Below are 19,507 nucleotides of genomic sequence, written 5' to 3'. Positions count from 1 at the left end.
CTTTTGATCGCTGCAAAGCGCTGCTGATGACTCAGGCAGGTTACTGCAGCAGGCTCAGCACGTTCTGCGGAACCGACTTGGCCTGGGCCAGCATCGCGGTACCGGCCTGCTGCAGGATCTGCGTGCGGGTCAGCTCGGCGGTTTCCTTGGCGTAGTCGGTGTCGCGGATACGGCTACGCGAGGCCGACAGGTTTTCCGAGGTGGCGCTCAGGTTGGCGATGGTGGAGGTGAAGCGGTTCTGCACCGCACCCATGTCGGCGCGCGAGGAGTTGACCGCGGTCAGCGCCTTGTCGACGATTTCCAGGGCCTTCTGCGAGCCGGAGAACGTGGAGATATCCAGGCTGCTCAGGGTCGACGCGGTGGAGCCGGAAGCAGCCGAGGCGGTGGTGATGCCGGCGCCGACGGTGATGCCGGTGGCGCTGGAGGTACCGGCGGTCAGCGAGGTGAAGTCCTGGCCAGCCTTCAGCGATTCGATCTGCACCGTACCGTCGGTCTTGATCGAGGCGTACATGCCGGTCTGGTCCAGCTTGTCGTTGATGGCCGCAGCGACCTTCTTGTTCACGTCGGCAGCGGTGTCGCCGGAAGCGACCTTGACGTCGGCGATGGTGACGCTCTTGGCCGAGCCGCTGGCGTCCTTGAACGACAGGCTGATGCCGCTGACCGAACCCGACGCGGTGGCGGTGCCGGTCACGCCAGCGCCGGAGACGGCGGCGGCGAAGTTGGCCTTGCCTAGCGAATCGACGTTGGCGTCGACGATGCTGTTGATGCCGATGGTCTGGCCGGCGTCGGCGCCGACCTGGAACAGCGCGCCGGAGAAGTCGCCGTTCAACAGCTTGGTGCCGTTGAAGTTGGTCTGGTTGGCAACGCGGTCGATTTCGGCGGTGAGCTGCTTGACTTCCGAGTTCAGCGCGTCGCGGTCGGTGGCCGAGTTGGTGGCGTTGGACGACTGCACCGACAGCTCGCGGATACGCTGCAGGTTGCTGCCGATTTCGACCATCGCGCCTTCGGCGGTCTGGGCCAGCGAGATGCCGTCGTTGGCGTTGCGCGAGGCAACGTCCAGGCCGCGGATCTGCGTGGTGAAACGCTCGGAGATCGCCAGACCTGCGGCGTCGTCCTTGGCGCTGTTGATACGCAGACCAGACGACAGACGCTGGATGCTCGTCGACATGCTGGCGCTGCTGGTGTTGAGGTTACGCTGAGCGTTCAGCGACATTACGTTGGTGTTGATTACCTGTGCCATTTTGATTTCTCCTAAGCGATTTTTCCGGCAAGGGGGACTTGCCCGGAGCCTCCGCAGGGGGGCCATCAAGTTGGCCGTTGCCGCTGCTGAGATGAATAACGGCGTTGCGTCGGGAACCTTTAGCGAAATCCAGTATTTTTTTACTGTTTTTCTGCTGCGGGACGAAATGCGTAAGCGTTGTGTATCAAGGGGTTTGGTTTATTCGGCAGCACCCCGTCAATCTTTAGCGTTGGTATAACTGTTCGAAAAATAAACTCCGTCCGCCTGCGCAAGTGCTCACGCGCAGGAGCGAAGAAAACGCAGGTTTTCTGCTGCAAATCAGCGGATCAGGTTGAACAAGGACGAGGACTGCATCTGCTGAAAAATGGTCTGAGCGGCCTGCAGGGAGGCCTTCTCGAGTTCGTACTGCCCGATCGCCGAGGCGTAGTCCAGATCGCGGATCGACGACAAGGTGGTCTTGAGCGTGACTTCGTTGGATTCAAGCAAGGAGTTGGCGTTGTCGATGGCCGACAACTGCGCGCCGCCGGAGGCGCGCGCATCGATCATCTTCGACGAAGCCTGCGCGATGTCGCGCATGGAGGTCTGCAGCGTATTGATCATCGCCGCCTTCTGCGGCTGGGTCAGCGTATCGGAGGTGAGCGCGCCGACCAGATCGTCGATGGTGGAGAACACGTCCTTGGTGGTGGAGGCGCCGATCTGGAAGCTGTCGCCGACCGCCGGTGCGCCGCTGATGCGCATGCGCACGCCGGCTGCGGTGATGTCGTCGCCATCCTTGTAGGTGCCGGTGCTGACCACTGCATTGGTGCTGTCGCGCACCTCGTAGGTGTCGGCGGCGGTGAACTGCACGCTGTAGCTGCCGCCGTTCCAGCTGCCGGTACTGGCATCGCGGCTGAAATCCAGCAGCAGCCCGGTGCCGGTATTGGCATTGGAAGGGTGCGCGTCCACTGTGCCGTCGCCGGTGCGGATACGCATGAAGATTTCGCTGCCGGGCAGGGTGTCGCTGACAAAGGTGTCCGGCGCCACTTCGACCTGCTTCTGGGTCTGGTCGCCGTTATAGACGACGCCGCCATTGCTCTTGATGAACGGCGCGCTGCCATCGGCGGTGCCGCCGAACAGGTAGCGCCCGGTGCCGTCGGTGCTGTTGGCCAGGCTGACCATGCTGTCGCGCAACGCGGTCAGCTCCGAGGCGATCGCCTTGCGGTCGTCGGGGCTGAGCGAGGAATTGTTGGCCTGCACCGCCAATTCGGTGACGCGCGCCATTTTGTCGCCGGCTTGCGAGAGCGCGTTTTCCTGCAGGCCCAGGCGGTTCTGCACGTTGTTGGCGTTCTCGCCGAAACGCGTGATCGCGGCCAGCGCACGGTCCAGGCCCACTGCGGTGCCCGCGGCGACCGGATCGTCCTTGGCGGTGACCAGGCGCTGGCCGCTGGACAGCTGCGACTCGAGCTGGTTCAGCCGCGTCTGCTTGGCGCCCATCGAGGCGATCGACTGGCTGTACATCATGCTGGTGGAGATACGGTCGGTCATCAGCGTACGGCGCCCAGGATGGCTTGGAAGATGGTGTCGGCGGTGGAGATCATCTGTGCGGCGGCCTGATAGGCCTGCTGCAGCTTGAGCATGTTGGCGGCTTCCTCGTCGAGGTTGACGCCGGAAATCGAATCGCGGCTGGCCTGCGCCTGGTCGTTGATGACCTTCTGCGCGTCGGCGGCGTAATCGGCCGCACGCGCCGCCGAGCCCACCGACGTGGTCAGGCCCGACAGCGCGCCGTTGAGCGTGACGGTGCCGCCGCTGAGCGCTTTGGCATCGTCGATCTTGGCCAGCAACTTGGCATTGCCGTTGTCGCTGGAGCCGGCGCCCATCGGGCCCACGCCGAACGTATCGCCGGCCTTGGGCGCGCCATCCAGCGTGAAGCTCCAGCCGTTGGCGCTGATGGTCTGGCCGGCGGTGTAGGCGAACGGGCCGGTACCGTCAATGGTGTATTGATTGGCGTCGATGAACTCCACCGACGACGGGGTCAGCAGCGCCGGGTTCTGCGCATTGGTGACCTTGACGTCGCTGATCTTGCCCGAGCCCAGGTTGGCGACGGTGGCGGTGGCCTTGACCGGGGTGGCCGCGGCAATGCGCGACGGGTCGGTGATGGCCACCGATAGGGTACCGGCCAGTCCGGCGGTGGGCTGCAGCAGGAATTTGTCGCCGTTGGCCGGTGTACCGCCCACCACCATGCTCACGCCATTGAGCACCAGCGGGTTGGCAGGGGTGCCGGTGCCGGTCATCGGCACCGCCGCGCCGGTGCTGGCGCTGGTGGCCTTCCACGCCGTGCCGTCGAAGCTGAGCGTGACGTTCTGCCCATCCACCGCCGACATGTTGCTGAAGCTGGCGGTCAGCGACGCGGTGCCGGTGTTGCCCGGGTTGGCCGCAGTGGTGGGCGAACCGATGTTGAAGAAGTTGCCGCCCATCGCGCCGTACAGGTCCATGCCCTGCGCATGACCGGCATTGAAGGTGCTGGCCATGCCCACCGCAAGGCGGCCCAGTTCGGCCTGGGTCGGCTCCAGCACGCTGCTGCGAAATTCCAGCAGGCCGCCGATCTGGCCGCCCAACGAACTGGCGCTGAGGCTGACGTTCTGCCCCTGGGTCTGCATCGCCACCTGCAGCTTGGTCGGCTGGTATGGGTCGGCGACGGTGGTGAGCTTGGACGAGGTGGTTCCCACCACCAGCGCCTGGCCACCGGCGGTGAAGACATTCATGAAGCCGCCGTCCTGCATCACCGCGGTGCCGCCGGTGTAGCCCACCAGCTTGCTCACCAGCGCATCGCGCTGGTCCAGCATGTCCGGCGACGCGTTGGCCGCGCTGTTGCCGATGGTGCCGTTGATCTTGGCGATCTGCTGCGTCAAACGGTTGACTTCGTCCACCGAGGACGTCAATCCGCTGTTGACTTCATTGCTCAGGCTGTCCATCTGCCCGTTGAGCTGCTTGAAACGCGTCGCCAGCGAATTGCCGCTGTCGAGCATGCTCTGGCGCTCGGCGGTGGAGGACGCATTGGACGACACCGCACTGGTGGAGTCGAAGAAGTTCGACCACAGCCCGGCCACATTGGTGGCGGTGTTGGAATACAGCGCGTCCACGCGGTTGGACAGCGAGGACAGCTGCTGCAGCCGCGAGAGCTCGCCGCCGCTGTCGAGCAGGCGCGAGATGGCCAGCTGATCCGCCACCCGACCCACATCGGTGATCTTGGCGCCATTGCCCACGAACGCGTAGCCCATGTCGGTGGGCGTGCGCGTTGCAAATTCCACCCGCTGGCGGCTGTAGCCTTCGGTATTGATGTTGGCGACGTTATGGCTAACGGTCGACAACGCCCGTTGGAAGGCGATCAGCGCGCTGGTCCCGGTGGACATGATGGACATGGGCGTTTACCTCAACGACGGGTGGTGCCGAACCCGGCGGGCTCGGCGGTACTGGCGTAACGGTTGGACAGATCTGCCGCTGCGTTGCCGATGGCGGCCACCGCGCGGTCGATGGTCGGCCCGTTGGCGATCGCCGCGATCTTGGCTGCGTAGCCCGGATCGGTGGCGTAACCGGCCTGTTGCAAGCCGCGTGCAAAACCGCGGATATCGGTGCCGGCCTGCAAGGCGCCCTGGTAGCGGCTGTTGTTCTTCAGCAGGCGCACGTAGTCGGCAAAGCTTTCCTCGGCCGAGCCATAGGCGCGGAAATCGGCGGTTTCGGTGGTTTTGACGCCATTGACGTATTCGTGGGTGCCGGTGGTGACCTTGGCGCCGTTCCAGCCGGTGGCCTTGATGCCGAACAGGTTGTTGGAATCGCCGCCGTTGCCGATGCCGCGCCGGCCCCAGCCGGTTTCCAGCGCGGCCTGCGCGACCAGCGCACGCGGGTCCACGCCCAGTTCGCGCGCGGCCTTCTGCGCATGCGTCCAGATCTTGGCGACAAAGCCTTCCGGAGTGCGCTCGCCCAGGCTGGCCGCAGCACTGCTGGCCGCGCTCGCGTTGACGGCGGCATTGGCATCGGCGGCATCGCTGGCGGCCACGTCGCTCCAGCGGTCGTTGGCAGAGGGCCAGCTCAGTGCGGCCGCATCGTCGCTGCCGGCATCGCTGCTGCCGGTGCGACCGGCGATCAGGTCCAGCACCTGGCTCATGCCGACGCCGCCCAGCGCACCTGCGCCGAGCTTGGCTGCCGCGCCCAGGGTCGCGCCGATGCCGCTGGCGGCGCCATCGCGGGCGGGCAGCGGCAACGAGGCATCGCGCTTGCCGGCCACCAGCGAATAGGCCTTGGCGGCGTCGGCGGTGCTCAGCGAGGTGTTCAACGCCGGGCCGCCGGTGTCGCCGCTCAGCTGCTTGGAGATCATCGCCGACAGGCCCAGGCCCTTGCCTTCGGTCAACGCCTTGGCCATCTGCTGGTCGTACATCTCGCGGAACATCTGGTTTTCACCCGGAAACATCGAGTCGCCGGAGCTCGCATCGCGCATGCTCTTGACCAGCATCTGCGCGAACTGGCCTTCGAGCTGACGGGAGACCTTGTCGATCTTTGCCGGATCGGCCTTGGTGCTCGGGTTGAGATCAATGGGCGAGGCTGCGATACGCATGTCAGATCACCTCCAGCTCCGCCGTCAGCGCGCCAGCCTGCTTCAGGGCTTCGAGAATGGCGACCAGGTCGCCGGGAGCCGCGCCCACTTCGTTGACCGCGCGAACGATCTGATCGAGCGTGGTGCCGCCTTCGAACTTGAACATGCGGCTACCTTCGGAGGTGGCCGTGATCGTCGATTGCTGGGTCACCGCCGTGCGGCCGCCGCTGAAGGCGCCCGGCTGGCTGACGTTGGTGTTCTCGCTGATGGTCACGGTGAGCGAGCCATGCGCGATCGCCGCCGGCATCACCCGCACCAGCTGGCCGATCACCACCGTGCCGGTGCGTGCATTGACCACCACCTTGGCCGGCGCGTCGCCAGGCGACAGTTCCACGTTTTCCAGCCGCGCCAGCAGGCCGATGCGCGCGCCCGGGTCGGTGGGCGAGCGCACTGCCACGGTCACACCATCCACTGCACGCGCGGTGCCGGCGCCGAAGCTGTTGTCGATCGCCGCGACCATGCGCGAGACGGTGGTGAAATCGTTCTGGTGCAGGTTCAGGGTGATCTCGCCGCTGCCGGCAAACACATCCGGCAGTGCGCGCTCGACGGTGGCGCCGTTGGGAATGCGACCGACGCTGGGAATATTGACCGACACGCGCGAACCGTCCTTGCCCTGCGCGCCGAAGCCACCGACCACCAGGTTGCCCTGCGCCATCGCGTAGACCTGGCCGTCGGCGCCTTTGAGCGGTGCCATCAGCAGCGAGCCGCCACGCAGCGACACCGCGTTGGCGATCGAAGAAACGGTGATGTCGATCGGCTGGCCGGGCTTGGCGAACGGCGGCAGTTCGGCGTGGATCGCCACGGCCGCGACGTTTTTCAGCTGCGGATTGACGTTCGCCGGAACATTGACGCCCAGCTCGCCGAGCAGGTTCTTCAGGCTCTGCACGGTGAAGGGCGCCTGGCTGGTGCGGTCGCCGCTGCCGTCCAGGCCCACCACCAGGCCGTAGCCGACCAGCGCGTTGCCGCGCACGCCGCCGACCTGGGCAAGATCCTTGATGCGTTCGGCCGAGGCCGGCGCGGCGATCGCGCACAGCGCGACAGCGGCAGCGAGCAGACGGAAGGGCAGGGAAGACAGGGTCATGGTCGCAGGCTCAGTAGGGCGACAGACGGGAATTGAAGAAGCGGCTCAGCCAGCCCATCGCGTTGGACTGCGCGATCGCGCCACGGCCGCCGTAGGCGATGCGGGCATCGGCCACCTTGCTGGAGGGCACGGTGTTGTCCGGGCCGATGTCGGCGGCGCGCACGATGCCTTGCACCTGCACCAGCTCGTCGCCCTGGGTCAGGCGCAGGTTCTTCTGCCCCTGGATCACCAGATTGCCGTTGGGCAGGCGCTGCATCACGGTGACGGTCACGCTGCCCTGCATGCGGTTGCTCTGCGCGGTATTGCCCTTGCCGGCAAAGCTGCGGTCGCCGCTGGTGGAGTTGCGCAGCACATCGGTGCCGTTGACGGTGAGCGGAACACCCAGCAGCGTCGGCGTGCTCATGTCGACCGTGTCGGCCTTGCTGACACTGGTATTGGCGGTGGACGAGGCGGTGGTGCTTTCCACCAGGTTCACCGTCAGCAGATCGCCGACATCGCGTGCACGACGATCGCCGTAGAGATTCAGGCTCGGGCCGGCGGCATAGATCGCCCCGGCGGTGGGCTGCGCCACCGGCGCGACCACCGGCACGATCGGCGCCAGTTCGGCGAACGGCCGTACATCGCCGGCCGCCACGCACCCACCCAGCAGCGCGCTGCAGGCAATGGCGAGGCACAGGGAGGAAAGGGAGGGCAGGCGTGACATGGCGTGGATTCCTGAGAGGGCAGCGACCGGCGGGCCGATCAGACGTTGTTGTTCAAGTAACCGAGCATCGAGTCGGTGGTGGAGATCGCCTTGGCGTTCATTTCGTAGGCGCGCTGGGTTTCGATCATGCTCACCAGCTCTTCCACCGTATTGACGTTGCTGCCTTCCAGCGCGCCCTGCACGGTGGTACCCAGGCCGTTGAGGCCCGGAGTGCCGTTCTGCGCGGGGCCGGAGGCGGTGGTTTCGACGAACAGGTTCTCGCCCTTGGACTGCAGGCCCGAGGGGTTGATGAAGTCGGTCAGCGTCAGCGCACCGATTTCCTGCGCGGCGGCCTGCCCGGCCAGGGTGACGCTGATGGTGCCGTCGTTGCCGATGGTCAGCGACTGCGCGCCTTCGGGCACCTGGATGCCCGGCTGCAGCGGGTAGCCACTGTTGGTGACCACTTCGCCCTGCGCGTTGATCTGGAAGGTGCCGTCGCGGGTGTAGGCCGAGGTACCGTCGGGCATTTGCACTTCGAAGAAGCCGCGCCCGTTGACCATCACGTCGAGCGCGCGGCCGGTCTGCTGCTGGCTGCCCTGGTCGAAGCCCTTGAAGGTGGACACCACGCGCACGCCGGTGCCCAGCTGCAGGCCGGTCGGCAGCTGCGTCTGCGCCGACGTCGAGCCGCCGGGAGCGCGCACCTGTTGATACAGCAGGTCTTCGAACGCGGCACGGTCGCGCTTGAAGCCGGTGGTATTGGTATTGGCCAGGTTGTTGGAAATGACCGACATGCGCGTCTGCTGCGCATCCAGTCCGGTTTTGGCGACCCACAAAGCCTGATTCATGACCCGATTCCTCGTTAGACCCGGGGATGTGTTCCGGGTACGGCTGGGTATATGCACGTGCCGTGCCAAAGCCGCGCCGGATTTTTGCCGGCTGTGCGCTGGATCACGCGGAGCGGGCGCGGCGGCCTGCGCGGGGCAGGGGGGGGCGGATAGGCTGCGGCTAGGCGGAAGCGGTGGAAACCTGCGCCGCAGATCAGGCGCGGCAGAGCGCTCGCCGGTCAGCGAGGAGTTCGACGAGCTGTAAACCCTTGGCGCTGCGTGCGGAAGGGTTCTCGGGATTTGCCGGCTGGCATTGCGAGGCAGTCGACAGGCTGGTTGGTCGAGCGCGCGGTGCCCTCACCGCTCGCGGGACACGCCGCAAGTACGTCCATGTAGGCTCGGTGGCGGCATCCATGCCGCCACACGGTCCCGCAAGCGGCGAGGACACCGCACCAGAGCGTTTGCCGGTTGCTTTCAAAGCTTGTCCATTGCTCGGCTTGTATTGAGAAGATGAGGGGTGGCGCCGTTCCTCAGCAACCCATGTCAGGCAGTGTTTGCACCCTGCGGACCGACCGTCTCGACTGGTCCTTGCCTGCCCACCGTCACGGGACCTTACGCGGCATGGATGCCGCGTAAGAGCCTACAGGGACGTACTTGCGGCGTGTCCCGCGACGGTGGGCGGGCAAGGGCCCTGCAACTAAGTCACAAACCAGCGCTCTGCAGCGAAGGCCCAGATCAGCAGCATTGCCAACCTCACACACCTGGCCGACAAACCATCGGTAGTCAGCGTCAACCGCGTACGAACCGCCTGCGAGACCGCAGGAGTCGGAGTCGAAGGACATGTCACTTCGCTCGCGAGCCACGTCCCCCGGGCGGCCGCCATCCAGGTGCGCGGCAGAGCTGCAAAACCAATCGGCGGTAGGGCAGTGGGCGTCAGTCGCACTTAGCCGCTGACACGCAGCAGCGAATTGGCCGACTGGGCGTTGTCGTCGCCGTTCTTGATGATCTTGACCTGCATTTCGAACTGCCGCTGCAGCTGGATCATCTCCACCAGCGCGCCGGCGGCATCCACGTTGCTGCCTTCCAGCATGCCGCTGTTGACGGTCTTGCCGGTGGCCACCGCGAACGCCTGCGCCGGGTCGGTGCTGGTGTTGCGCATCAGCCCGTCGGGGCGCCGCGTCAGCCGGTCGGCGGGGGCATCGACCACCTTCATCTTGCCGACGATGGCCATGGTCTGCGGCCCTTCGCCCTGCGGAATGATCGAGATGCTGCCGTCGCTGCCGATTTCCATCGCCTGGTGCGGCGGAATGGTCATCGGGTTGCCGCCTTCATCCAGCACCGCGTGGCCGTTGGCGGTGACCAGCTGGCCATTGGCGGTGAGCGCCAACTCGCCGTTGCGGGTGTAGGCCTCGCTGCCGTCGGGCGACTGCACCGCCAGCCAGCGGTCCTGCTGCAGCGACACGTCCAGCGGGTTGCCGGTCACCTTCTGATGGCCCTGGCTGCGGTCGAAGCCCTGGTCCACATGCAGCGCATCGATCCGCGACGGATAGCCCTTGCCCTGGATCTTGAAGGCCTCGGTATTGGCCAACGCGGCCTTGAACCCCACCGTATCGACGTTGGCGAGATTGTGCGACACGGTGCTCTGTGCCTGCAGGGAGGCACGGGCACCGGTCATCGCAACGTAGAGAGCTTTGTCCATGAGGCACCGGGAATCGGGAATGGAGAATCGGGAATCGCAAAAGCGGGATTGCGGGGACTGGGGAGTTGGGGACAAGGCCTGCATCGATTACGCGCGACGCCGGCTCTTACGATTCCCTAATCCCGATTCCCCATTCCCAGCCGTTAACGGATATTGATGATCGTCTGGGTGACCTGATCCTGGGTCGAGATCATCTGCGAGTTGGCCTGGAAGTTGCGCTGGGCCACGATCATGTTCACCAGCTGCTCGGTCAGGTCCACCGTGGAGGCTTCCAGCGAGCCGGACTCGATCTGGCCCAGGTCCGAGGTGTCTGGCGCACCGGTGCGGGCGGCGCCGGAGGTGTAGCTTTCGGCCCACATGTTGTTGCCCTGCGACTGCAGGCCCTGCGGGTTGACGAAGCTGCTCAGCGCAACCTGGCCCAGCGGCTTGTCGGCACCGTTGGAATAGCGCGCGAACACCACGCCGCTGGTGTCGATGCTGATCTCGTTGAGCTTGCCGCTGGCATAGCCGTCCTGGCGGGTGTCGCGCAGGGCGAAGGCTTCGCCGTACTGAGTGGAGCCGGTAACGTCCAGGCGCATGTTCAGCACGCCGGCACCGGTGCTGGGGGTGAACGGGTCCATCGTGATGATGCCGTTGGCCGGGGTGGTCAGCGAGCCGGTGTCGGAGAACTGCAGCGTGGTCGGCGCACCGACCGCCGCACCGTCCACGTAGTTGTGCACCTGCCATTCGTTCGGGTTGGCGGTCTTGACGAAATAGGAGGTCTGCACGTGGCTGACGCCCAGCGAGTCATAGACGTTGATGCCGCCGGTGGAATGGCTGTAGGTCTTGTCGTCGGCGGGGCTGAACGGGGTCACCGTCGGTGCGGTGGCATTGCCGGGCAGGGTGAAGGCCAGGTTGACCGTGGAGGTCGACTTGGGCGGGCTGTCGGTGGTCAGCAACTGCAGGTCCGACAGGCGGCCCACGTCGAAGCCATTGCCGCTGGGGTTGGGCGCGAACACCTGCAGGCGCGCACCCTGCGGATTGACCACGTAGCCATTGGCATCGGTCTGGAAGTTGCCGGCGCGGGTGTACATCTTGGCGCCGTTGGAGGTCACGGTGAAGAAGCCCTCGCCGGAGACGGCCAGGTCCAGGCTGCGCCCGGTCGGGTCGATATTGCCCTGCGAGAACTGCTGCGCCACGTTGCTGACCCGCACGCCCGACCCCACTGCATTGCGCGACAGGCCGTAGCTTGTGCTCTGGAACATGTCGGCGAACTCGGCACGAGATTCCTTGAAACCGGTGGTGTTGACGTTGGCGATGTTGTTGGAGGTGACGTTCAGATCGGCATTTGCTGCGTTGATGCCGGACAACGAGGTATTGAAAGCCATGGATGAGTTCCTTTGAGTGTCGGTTGCCGGCTCAGCTGACGCGGAGCACGTTGGCGAGCGGGGACGTACCGAGCCCCGTCAGGTTGAGATACAGGCCGTCCGAGCCGATCGTGACGCTGTCCACCGGTGCATCGACATAGGTGGACAACTTGCTCTTGGAACCGGCGGTGTCGGTCTGGGTGGCTGTAATGCCGTACTTGCCGGCAGCCATGCGGTTGCCGTTGGCGTCGGTGCCATCCCAGGCGAACGACACCTCGCCGGCGGCGCTGGCCGGCACGCTGAGCTGCTTGACGAAGGCGCCGTTGGCATCGGTGATTTCGAAGTTGACGGTGCCGGCCGAGGTCGCCGCGACCACGCCCTTGGCCGAGCCGGTGGCGTCGATGGCGACCTGCGCGGAGGGCACCAGCACGTTGTGCCCGACCAGTGCCGCGCCCTTGAGCACCTGGTCGGCGTTCATCGAATCGGAGAAGTTGCCGACCTTGGTATTGAGGTCGCCAATGCCCTGCACGGTGGAGAACTGCGCCAACTGGCCCAGGAATGCGCTGTTTTCCATCGGTTTGAGCGGGTCCTGGTGTTGCAACTGCTCGGTCATCAACTTGAGGAAGTCGGCCTGGCCCAGGGACTCCTCCTTCTTTTTCGTGGAGGCGGCGCTGCTGGTGCTCAGCCCGAGGCTGGCGTAGAGGTCACTGCCGATCGTGCTCATCTGGAATGGTCCGTTAGTAAAGGTCAGCTAGGAAGGGTCAGCGACCCATCGTGAGAGTCGCGAGCGCCAGTTCCTTGGCGGTATTGAGCATTTCCACGCCGGCCTGGTAATTACGCGAGGCAGAAATCATGTTGACCATCTGCGAGACCGGGTCCACGTCGGGCGAGAACACGTAGCCGTCGGCATCGGCCAGCGGATGGCCTGGCTCGTAGCGACGGATCGGCGGCGCGTTGGTGGTGGTGATTTCCTTGACGTTCACCGAGGTCAGGCTGGGGTCCTGGCGGCTCTGCTGGGCCTGGAAAATCGGCTCGATCGGCTTGTAGGTCGCTTCTGCAGAACCGGCCACCGAGTCGGCATTGGCCAGGTTGGAGGCAATGGTGCTCAGGCGGACCGACTGCGCATGCAGCGCCGAGCCTGCCACATCGAAAATGGGAAGATTGCTCATGACTTATTGGCCCGTGATCGCGGTGAGCATCGAGCGCACCTTGGATTCGAGGAAGCTCAGCGACGCGCGGTATTCCAGCGCGGCGCGGCCGTAGGCGGCGCGTTCTGCATCCGGATCGACGGTATTGCCGTCCAGGCTCGGCTGGTCGGATTCGCGGGTGATCTGGAACGGGTTGAGTCCGGCGCTGCCGCCCACTTCGTAGTGCTTGGCATCGGTGGCCTGCATCAGGCCGCCGTCCTGCACGCCCTGGGCAGATTTCAGCGCCGCTTCGAAGTTGAGATCCTTGGCCTTGTACCCGGGGGTGTCCACATTGCTCAGATTGCTGGCAATGAGCTTCATGCGCTGCTCGCGCAGCGTCAACGCGTCGCCATGGACGCCGAGGAAGGACGAGAAGGGATTGGACACGGTGCTCTCCCGCGAAGTGTTGCCAGGGAGGAAGCAATGTTTGTGCCAATCGAGGTGGCGCGGGCTGCAGAACGCGGAGAACGATCGGCGCTGCCGACGAACGGCAACTTGCCGTCCGGAAGACGCGATGGACCTGAGTCCATTACGAAGTTTGCTTCAATCAAGCGCGGCAAGCCGGAAGGTTCGGCCTTCCCGGAGGCGCGGTCTGGCGTCGCAGGTGCCGCCTCGAGGGCGGGTCGACGCACCGACCCAGTTTATCCGCCGCGGTGTCCTTGCAGCCCGGCGCAGCGCGCTGTCCTGCGATCGGCGCCGATCCGGCGGCCGAGCAACCTGCTCAGGCCGCTTCGGCGACGACTTTCAGGCGGGCCAGCACGTAATCGGCCAATTCGTGGGCGCTGTACTTGGCCACGAAGGCATTGGCGCCGACCTGTTCGACCATGGCGTTGTTGAACACGCCCGACAGGGAGGTGTGCAACAGGACGTACAGGCCTTGCAGGCCCGGCGTGCGCCGGATTTCCGTCGTCAGCGTGTAGCCGTCCATTGCCGGCATTTCGATATCGGAGATCACCATCGCATAGCGGTCGGCCGGGTTTTCGCCCGACGCGGCCACCTGCAGCAGGTGATCCAGCGCCTGGCGGCCGTCGGACAACAAGGTTGCCGACACGCCCAGCTGGTCGAGCACGCTGCGGATCTGCTGACGCGCCACCCTCGAGTCGTCCACCACCAATACCTGGAACTGGCGGTCGTAGGCCACCAGCTGCAGCGACGGGTCCAGCTGCACGTCCTTGCTGACCTTGGCGATGTCGGCCAGCACGCTTTCCACGTCGATCACCTGGATCAGCTCGCCCTGGAACCGCGTCACCGCCGTCAAATAAGTGGCTTCGGCGCCAAGTTCCGGCGGCGGATGGATATCTTCCACCGCGATATTGACGATGCGCTCCACGCCGCTGACCAGGAACCCCTGGACCGAGCGGTTGAACTCGGCCACCACCAGGTAGCCCGGTCCGTTCTCGGAGTGCGAATCGCGCTCCGGGTGGCCGATGGCCAGGCCCAGATCCAGTACCGGCACCGACCGCCCGCGTACGTCGGCAACGCCGGCGAACTCGGTGGGCAGGCCGGGCACCTGGAACAGCTCGGGCCGGCGCAGCACTTCCTGGACCTTGAAGACGTTGACGCCAAAAAGCTGGCGTCCGCCCAGCCGGAACAGCAGCAGCGCCAGTCGGTTGTGGCCAGCCAGTCGGGTGCGCTGGTCGATGCGGTTGAGCAGATCGTGGGTCATGGGGCAGATATCGACAGCGCCGCCTGGAAACTTGAGGGCTTTGTGGCTGGTCGGGGGTGCTCTCGGGAATGGAGAGTCGGGAATGGGGAATCGTAAAAGCGAGGGATGGGCTTTCCGCAGCAAGCCCGAGGCGAAGGGCAGTGAATTTGCCTGCTGATAGCTTTCACCTAGTAAAAATCGCACGGCAGCAACGAAGGCCGACCACCTCTCAGCCACCCTAACCGATTCCCCATTCCCGATTCCCTATTCGAAAACAGGCACGCCGCTTGCAGTGTCTGTTCCGTCTTCCTCCGGATCTGGTCCCATGCGCCTGCTCCTGCTTGTCATCTTGTTGGCTGCCGCTCCGGCCTGGGCCCAGAGCTATCAGTCTGTCGATTCCATCCGTGCTGCGGCGCTGGCCACCGTCGGCCCGGACGCCGAAGCCGAGGCCACGCTCGACCCGGGGCTGCGCATGCCGGCCTGCCCGATCGCGTTGCAGGCCCAGCCCACCGGTACCAATACGGTGGAGGTGGCCTGCCCGCAGCCGGCCGGCTGGCGCCTGTTCGTGCCGTTGAAGGTGCGCCGCAACCAGGATGTGCTGGTGCTGCGCCGCGGCATCAGCGCTGGAGAAACCATCTCGCTGGCCGATATCAGTATCGAGAAGCGTGACGCCGCCCGCATCGTCGGTGCGGTACTGGCCGATCCGGTGGCCGCAGTGGGCAAGTCCGCTCGCCGCATCCTGCCGGCCGGCTCGCTGCTCTCGGCCAACGATCTGGTGACGCAGCGGCTGGTCCGGCGCGGCGACACCGTCCCGTTGGTCTCGCGAAATGGCGGTCTGGAGGTGCGCATGAGCGGTCGCGCACTCTCCGATGCCGGCGAAAACGAGCGCGTTTCCGTCGAAAATTCCTCGTCGCGCCGGGTGGTGCAGGGGATTGTTGAAGCGAGCGGAACCGTTGTGGTCTCCAGGTAAAAATTTTCTATAAAGTTTTTTTTCTGGGTGCCGTTATCCCCTACGACCTGTAGAGGAGTTCCTGACATGACCCAGAAAATCGAAGGCAATCTACCGACCGCTGCCACCCTTCGTATCGCGTCCACGAGCAGCAAGATCGCTTCGGCCGGCGAAGATCGCGCGTCCCCGGTTGCCGCAACCCCGCCCACCGACAGCGTCAAGCTGACCGGCGAGGCGACCAACCTGCAGAACCTGCAGCGCGAGCTTTCGCAGTCCTCGGCGATCGACACCGGTCGCGTCCAGGCGGTGAAGGATGCGTTGCAGAACGGCAGCTACTCCATCAATCCGGATGCCATCGCCAGCCGCATGATGGATCTGAATCAGCAATTGGCGGGTTGATTCCCGACTTAAAGGATGAACGTGAACGAGTTCCTGCAACGTCTCAGCGATGCGCTGGCCGGCGAGCGCCAGGCATTACTCGAGAACGACATCGATGGGTTGATGCGGCACACGCAGGACAAACTGTCGGCGCTGCGCGCGCTTGAAGCGGCAATGCCCGAAGGCCAAGAAGACCGCCTGCGTGAGCTGGCCGAAGCCAACCGCGCCAATGGCGCGCTGCTGGCACGCCGCCGCCGCGAGGTGAACTGGGCATTGCGGCACCTGGGGCGTACCGAAAGCGCGCCTTCGTACGATGCCAAGGGCCAATCCAACGTGCTGCGCGGCGGACGTTCGCTGGCAGTGGCCTGAGCCAGCCATCCTGCGTCGGGCGTACGCACCGTGGGTGCTGCGCGCAGATCGATGCGGTGGCAGAAGGCGATGCGGCGTTGCTGCCGCCGACAAGGCGGGCTGGCCGACGTTGCAGTACCGACAGAGAAGAACGGCGTGGAGTGACCGCCGTGAGATCACGCACGCGCGCCACTGCAGATCACCGGCTGCGCCTTCCGGTCGTGCATGAAGTCGTTTCAGCGACGGCCCTAAGACCAAGCGGCGATACGGCCGCCCCAGGGTTGGGCGTATATTGAGGCGTCCTTGCTGCCGCCCTGTCCCGTGACCGCCAAGTTTTTTCTCAATCAATCGTTGTTGCCGTCTTCGACCATCCTGCGCGCATTCGGCGACCAGATGCTTGAAGGCGTGTTGCTGTTCCGCGCCGACGGGCAGCTGATCCTGGCCAACGCCGTCGCGCGTCAAAGCCTGTGCAAGGAAGACCCCGCCGACGATCGCAACCTGGGCGAGCGGATCTCGCAGGTCTTGCCATCGGATGCACTGAATCAGGCACGCAGCAAGGGCAGTTGGACCGGTAGTCTGCCGGTGGCCGACCGCGTGGTCATCGCGCACCTGTATTACAACGAAGAGCAGGGCGTCGGCCACTTCCTCGCGTTGTTCCACAACATCGAAGGGCAGCAGGATTACGAGCGCGAGCTGCAACAGCGCCATGCCGAACTGCGCCAGGCCTATATGCGCTTGAACGGGGCGCAGGACAAGCTGCTGCAGTCGGAAAAGATGGCCTCCATCGGCCAGCTGGCCGCCGGCGTGGCGCACGAGATCAACAACCCGATCGGTTACGTCCACTCCAATCTGGGCAGCCTGCAGGAATACCTGCGCAGCCTGTTCACGCTGATCGAAGCCTACGAGCGCGCGCTGCAGGCGCCGGACCCGAAGGCCTTGATTCCGGAAATCGACGAAATCCGCAACCGCGCCGACATCGACTTCATCAGCCGCGATCTGCCGCAGTTGATGGCCGAATCGCGCGAAGGCATCGAGCGGGTGACCCGCATCGTGCGCGACCTCAAGGACTTCTCGTACTCGGACCGTTCCGAGTCGTGGAAGATGGTCGACCTGCACGCCGGCCTGGAATCCACGATCAACATCATCTGGAACGAGCTCAAGTACAAGGTGACCCTGGAGCGCAATTACGCCGAGCTGCCGCTGGTGGAATGCCTGCCGTCCGAGCTCAACCAGGTCTACATGAACATGCTGCTCAACGCCGGCCAGGCGATCGTCGAGCGCGGCACGATCACCGTCACCACCGGGCGCGACGAAGCGGAAAACGTCTGGATCCAGTTCCAGGACAGCGGCGCCGGTATCGCTCCGGATCTGCTTCAGCGTATCTTCGATCCATTCTTCACCACCAAGCCGGTCGGCAGCGGCACCGGCCTGGGCCTGTCGATTTCCTACGGCATCATCAACAAGCACCACGGCCGCATCGACGTGGAAAGCGTGCCGGGGCAGGGCGCCAGCTTCCGCATCGTGCTGCCGATCCGGCAGCCGAAGTAGCGCTGGCGCGCTGGGAATCGGGAATAGAGAATGGGGAATCGTAAGAGCGGATTGCTTCGCTCTTTTTGATTCCTGCAACGAAAGTGCTGACGCGCTTGCATTGTTAGCGGGAGCTATGTGGTGACCTGCCAACCTTGACTGTCATTACAGGAAGATGGCTTGCGCAAAGCAGTAGCGCAAAGCTCGCCGAAGCCGTCTTCTGCTCTCCCGATTCCCCACTCCCGATTCCCTATTCCCGGCCATTCCGCAATTCGTCATGGGTACGGAATGCCTGGCGAATATGCTCGCGCAGTTCGTCGTCGTTCCAGGGCTTGGTCAGGAAGCGGTAGATCGCGCCGCGGTTGATCGCCTCGGTCACCGTGGCCAGATCCGTATAGCCGGACAGCACCAGGCGTACGGTGTCTGGGTAGAGCATCTTGACCCGGCCCAGGAACTCGGTGCCGCTCATGTCGCTCATGCGCTGGTCCGACAGGATCACCTGCACGTCGTTGGTGGCGAGCAGGTCGAAGGCATCGCGCACGTTGCCGGCCGCCAGGATGCGGTAGCCGTCGCGGCGGAACAGACGCACCAGCGAGCGCAGCACGTTCTCTTCGTCGTCCAGCAGCAGCAGGGTGCGGTCGGGGCGGCTTTCGGCAAACGATTCCGGGCGCAGATAACGCCGACGCAAGGCCATGCCGGCGGACTCGGCCGACATCGGTTCGCCGAACAGATAGCCCTGGAAGATGTCGCAATCGTTGCGGCGCAAAAACCCCAGCTGCGCCTGCGATTCCACGCCATTGGCAATGACCGTCATGCCCAGCTGATGGCCCATCGCGATGATGGCGCGCGCGATCGCCGCCTCGCGGCTGCCGGCCGGCGCGCTCTTGATGAAGCTGCGGTCGATCTTCAGCCGGTCCACCGGGTAACGCACCAGGGCGCTCAGGCTGGAATCGCCGGTGCCGAAGTTGTCCAGGCTCAGGCTGATGCCCTCATTGCGCAGGTTGGCCATCGTCTCGTGGACGAAGTTGACGTTGTTGGTCAACGCGCTTTCGTTGATCTCCAGGGTCACGAACTGCGCCGGCACGCCGGCGGTCTGCAGCATCGCCATCACTTCGTTGAAAAAGCCCGGCCGCAACAGCTGCAGCGTGGAGACATTGACCGCGATGCTGAAATCGTCGAAGCCCTGATCGCGCCACAGACGCGCCTGACGCACTGCGTTCTGCAGCACCCATTCGCCGATCTGCACGATCACGCCCAGGCGCTCGGCGGTGCGCATGAAGCGCTCCGGCACCAGCATGCCCAGGGTGGGCGATTGCCAACGCAGCAGCGCCTCCATGCCGACAATGCGGCCGTCGCGCGCGCTGACCAGCGGTTGATAGCGCAGGCGCAGCTCGCCATGCGGGATCGCATCGACGATCTGCCGCGCAATGATGCTTTCGCTATGCGCGTTGGTCGCAGAATTGCGCGTGTACAGGCGCACCGTGTTGCCGCCTTCGCGCGCGGCCTGGTAGCTGGCTTCCTCGGCGTAGTCGAGCAGGATCGAGAGCGAGGTCGAGTGTTCCGGACACAGGCTGATGCCGACCTTGCCGGTCATGAACAAGGTGTACGGCAGCACCGACAGCGGCAATTCCAGCTGCTGGCGAATCTCTTCGGCGAAATCCTCCGGCAACGGGGTGTCTTCGCGGCGCACCGCCACGATGATCATCTCGTCGCTGCCGTGCCGCCACAGCTTGCCGCGCGTGCCAAGAAATTCCTGCAATCGGCGCGCGGCCAGCGTCAGCGCCTGATCGCCGACCTCGCCACTCATGTTCTCGTTGATCGAGGCAAAGTGGTCGATATCGACATGGAAGATCATCAACGGCTGGCCGCCGGACGCGGCCGCGTCGACCAGATGCAGCAATTCGGGATTGCCCGCGCCCAGGCGTGTCGGTTTGACGATTTCCAATCCGGGCGGGATTACGGGGCTCCACATGA

18 protein-coding genes are annotated in these 19,507 nt (G+C 64.9%); 4 read left to right on the top strand and 14 right to left on the bottom strand.

What is annotated here, in order from left to right:
• Positions 1-40 precede the first annotated feature (40 nt).
• The 13 genes from FHY19_RS19925 to FHY19_RS19865 all read right to left on the bottom strand — a co-directional run bounded on the left by FHY19_RS19925 (position 41) and on the right by FHY19_RS19865 (position 14,352).
• Entirely contained in the window at positions 41-1,240 is a 1,200-nt protein-coding gene (locus tag FHY19_RS19925; RefSeq protein ID WP_259168037.1) for a flagellin, read from the bottom strand.
• A gap of 318 nt (positions 1,241-1,558) precedes the next feature.
• Complete coding sequence (gene flgL / locus FHY19_RS19920) at positions 1,559-2,764, bottom strand: flagellar hook-associated protein FlgL (protein ID WP_259168036.1); 1,206 nt, start codon at positions 2,762-2,764, stop codon at positions 1,559-1,561.
• A complete protein-coding gene (gene flgK, locus FHY19_RS19915) occupies positions 2,764-4,638 on the bottom strand; it encodes a flagellar hook-associated protein FlgK (RefSeq protein WP_259149951.1) in 1,875 nt (624 codons plus the stop codon). The genes flgL and flgK overlap by 1 nt, the downstream gene beginning before the upstream one ends.
• An 11-nt stretch (positions 4,639-4,649) precedes the next feature.
• Positions 4,650-5,828 carry a flagellar assembly peptidoglycan hydrolase FlgJ gene (gene flgJ, locus FHY19_RS19910; protein WP_259168034.1) on the bottom strand — a complete coding sequence of 393 codons (1,179 nt, stop codon included), beginning with the start codon at positions 5,826-5,828 and terminating at the stop codon, positions 4,650-4,652.
• A 1-nt stretch (position 5,829) separates the two neighbouring features.
• Positions 5,830-6,948, bottom strand: coding sequence for a flagellar basal body P-ring protein FlgI (locus FHY19_RS19905; protein WP_259168032.1), 1,119 nt, complete (start codon positions 6,946-6,948; stop codon positions 5,830-5,832).
• A 10-nt stretch (positions 6,949-6,958) separates the two neighbouring features.
• Entirely contained in the window at positions 6,959-7,651 is a 693-nt protein-coding gene (flgH, locus tag FHY19_RS19900) for a flagellar basal body L-ring protein FlgH (RefSeq protein ID WP_259149944.1), read from the bottom strand.
• Between the two features lie 38 nt (positions 7,652-7,689).
• Positions 7,690-8,475 carry a flagellar basal-body rod protein FlgG gene (gene flgG, locus FHY19_RS19895; protein WP_006452262.1) on the bottom strand — a complete coding sequence of 262 codons (786 nt, stop codon included), beginning with the start codon at positions 8,473-8,475 and terminating at the stop codon, positions 7,690-7,692.
• Between the two features lie 922 nt (positions 8,476-9,397).
• The gene (gene flgF, locus FHY19_RS19890; RefSeq protein WP_005914448.1) at positions 9,398-10,153 is read right to left on the bottom strand and encodes a flagellar basal-body rod protein FlgF; all 756 of its coding nucleotides are present in this window, start codon (positions 10,151-10,153) and stop codon (positions 9,398-9,400) included.
• A 143-nt stretch (positions 10,154-10,296) separates the two neighbouring features.
• Positions 10,297-11,520, bottom strand: a complete 1,224-nt coding sequence (gene flgE / locus FHY19_RS19885; protein WP_259168030.1) for a flagellar hook protein FlgE — start codon at positions 11,518-11,520, stop codon at positions 10,297-10,299.
• A gap of 31 nt (positions 11,521-11,551) precedes the next feature.
• The gene (locus tag FHY19_RS19880) at positions 11,552-12,223 is read right to left on the bottom strand and encodes a flagellar hook capping FlgD N-terminal domain-containing protein (protein ID WP_259149937.1); all 672 of its coding nucleotides are present in this window, start codon (positions 12,221-12,223) and stop codon (positions 11,552-11,554) included.
• Between the two features lie 37 nt (positions 12,224-12,260).
• Positions 12,261-12,668 (bottom strand): flagellar basal body rod protein FlgC, encoded by a 408-nt coding sequence (gene flgC / locus FHY19_RS19875; RefSeq protein ID WP_005914451.1) that lies wholly within the window; start codon positions 12,666-12,668, stop codon positions 12,261-12,263.
• Positions 12,669-12,671: 3 nt separating this feature from the next.
• Positions 12,672-13,073 (bottom strand): flagellar basal body rod protein FlgB, encoded by a 402-nt coding sequence (flgB, locus tag FHY19_RS19870; RefSeq protein ID WP_259149919.1) that lies wholly within the window; start codon positions 13,071-13,073, stop codon positions 12,672-12,674.
• A gap of 334 nt (positions 13,074-13,407) precedes the next feature.
• A complete protein-coding gene (locus FHY19_RS19865) occupies positions 13,408-14,352 on the bottom strand; it encodes a chemotaxis protein CheV (RefSeq protein ID WP_003482947.1) in 945 nt (314 codons plus the stop codon).
• A 304-nt stretch (positions 14,353-14,656) separates the two neighbouring features.
• Between FHY19_RS19865 and flgA the strand changes: the two genes are divergently transcribed.
• The 4 genes from flgA to FHY19_RS19845 all read left to right on the top strand — a co-directional run bounded on the left by flgA (position 14,657) and on the right by FHY19_RS19845 (position 17,554).
• On the top strand, positions 14,657-15,301 hold the full coding sequence (flgA, locus tag FHY19_RS19860) for a flagellar basal body P-ring formation chaperone FlgA (protein WP_039403905.1): 645 nt from the start codon (positions 14,657-14,659) through the stop codon (positions 15,299-15,301).
• Between the two features lie 66 nt (positions 15,302-15,367).
• Positions 15,368-15,679, top strand: coding sequence for a flagellar biosynthesis anti-sigma factor FlgM (flgM, locus tag FHY19_RS19855; RefSeq protein ID WP_259168029.1), 312 nt, complete (start codon positions 15,368-15,370; stop codon positions 15,677-15,679).
• Positions 15,680-15,694: 15 nt separating this feature from the next.
• Positions 15,695-16,027 (top strand): flagellar protein FlgN, encoded by a 333-nt coding sequence (locus FHY19_RS19850; protein WP_259168027.1) that lies wholly within the window; start codon positions 15,695-15,697, stop codon positions 16,025-16,027.
• Positions 16,028-16,327: 300 nt separating this feature from the next.
• Positions 16,328-17,554 carry an ATP-binding protein gene (locus tag FHY19_RS19845; RefSeq protein WP_046964055.1) on the top strand — a complete coding sequence of 409 codons (1,227 nt, stop codon included), beginning with the start codon at positions 16,328-16,330 and terminating at the stop codon, positions 17,552-17,554.
• Between the two features lie 229 nt (positions 17,555-17,783).
• Here FHY19_RS19845 and FHY19_RS19840 read toward each other — a convergent pair whose 3' ends face one another.
• On the bottom strand, positions 17,784-19,505 hold the full coding sequence (locus FHY19_RS19840) for an EAL domain-containing protein (RefSeq protein ID WP_259168026.1): 1,722 nt from the start codon (positions 19,503-19,505) through the stop codon (positions 17,784-17,786).
• Positions 19,506-19,507: the final 2 nt, after the last annotated feature.

It is taken from the genome of Xanthomonas sp. 4461 (genome assembly GCF_024806475.1).
GTDB lineage: Bacteria > Pseudomonadota > Gammaproteobacteria > Xanthomonadales > Xanthomonadaceae > Xanthomonas > Xanthomonas arboricola_F.
This window is presented reverse-complemented; position numbering and strand designations above follow the sequence as displayed.

Bases quoted from the DNA above. Each gene is read 5' to 3' on its own strand.
- FHY19_RS19925 (WP_259168037.1), bottom strand. From the start codon at position 1,240: ATGGCACAGGTAATCAACACCAACGTAATGTCGCTGAACGCTCAGCGT.
- flgL (WP_259168036.1), bottom strand. From the start codon at position 2,764: ATGACCGACCGTATCTCCACCAGCATGATGTACAGCCAGTCGATCGCC.
- flgK (WP_259149951.1), bottom strand. From the start codon at position 4,638: ATGTCCATCATGTCCACCGGGACCAGCGCGCTGATCGCCTTCCAACGG.
- flgJ (WP_259168034.1), bottom strand. From the start codon at position 5,828: ATGCGTATCGCAGCCTCGCCCATTGATCTCAACCCGAGCACCAAGGCC.
- FHY19_RS19905 (WP_259168032.1), bottom strand. From the start codon at position 6,948: ATGACCCTGTCTTCCCTGCCCTTCCGTCTGCTCGCTGCCGCTGTCGCG.
- flgH (WP_259149944.1), bottom strand. From the start codon at position 7,651: ATGTCACGCCTGCCCTCCCTTTCCTCCCTGTGCCTCGCCATTGCCTGC.
- flgG (WP_006452262.1), bottom strand. From the start codon at position 8,475: ATGAATCAGGCTTTGTGGGTCGCCAAAACCGGACTGGATGCGCAGCAG.
- flgF (WP_005914448.1), bottom strand. From the start codon at position 10,153: ATGGACAAAGCTCTCTACGTTGCGATGACCGGTGCCCGTGCCTCCCTG.
- flgE (WP_259168030.1), bottom strand. From the start codon at position 11,520: ATGGCTTTCAATACCTCGTTGTCCGGCATCAACGCAGCAAATGCCGAT.
- FHY19_RS19880 (WP_259149937.1), bottom strand. From the start codon at position 12,223: ATGAGCACGATCGGCAGTGACCTCTACGCCAGCCTCGGGCTGAGCACC.
- flgC (WP_005914451.1), bottom strand. From the start codon at position 12,668: ATGAGCAATCTTCCCATTTTCGATGTGGCAGGCTCGGCGCTGCATGCG.
- FHY19_RS19865 (WP_003482947.1), bottom strand. From the start codon at position 14,352: ATGACCCACGATCTGCTCAACCGCATCGACCAGCGCACCCGACTGGCT.
- flgA (WP_039403905.1), top strand. From the start codon at position 14,657: ATGCGCCTGCTCCTGCTTGTCATCTTGTTGGCTGCCGCTCCGGCCTGG.
- flgM (WP_259168029.1), top strand. From the start codon at position 15,368: ATGACCCAGAAAATCGAAGGCAATCTACCGACCGCTGCCACCCTTCGT.
- FHY19_RS19850 (WP_259168027.1), top strand. From the start codon at position 15,695: ATGAACGTGAACGAGTTCCTGCAACGTCTCAGCGATGCGCTGGCCGGC.
- FHY19_RS19840 (WP_259168026.1), bottom strand. From the start codon at position 19,505: ATGTGGAGCCCCGTAATCCCGCCCGGATTGGAAATCGTCAAACCGACA.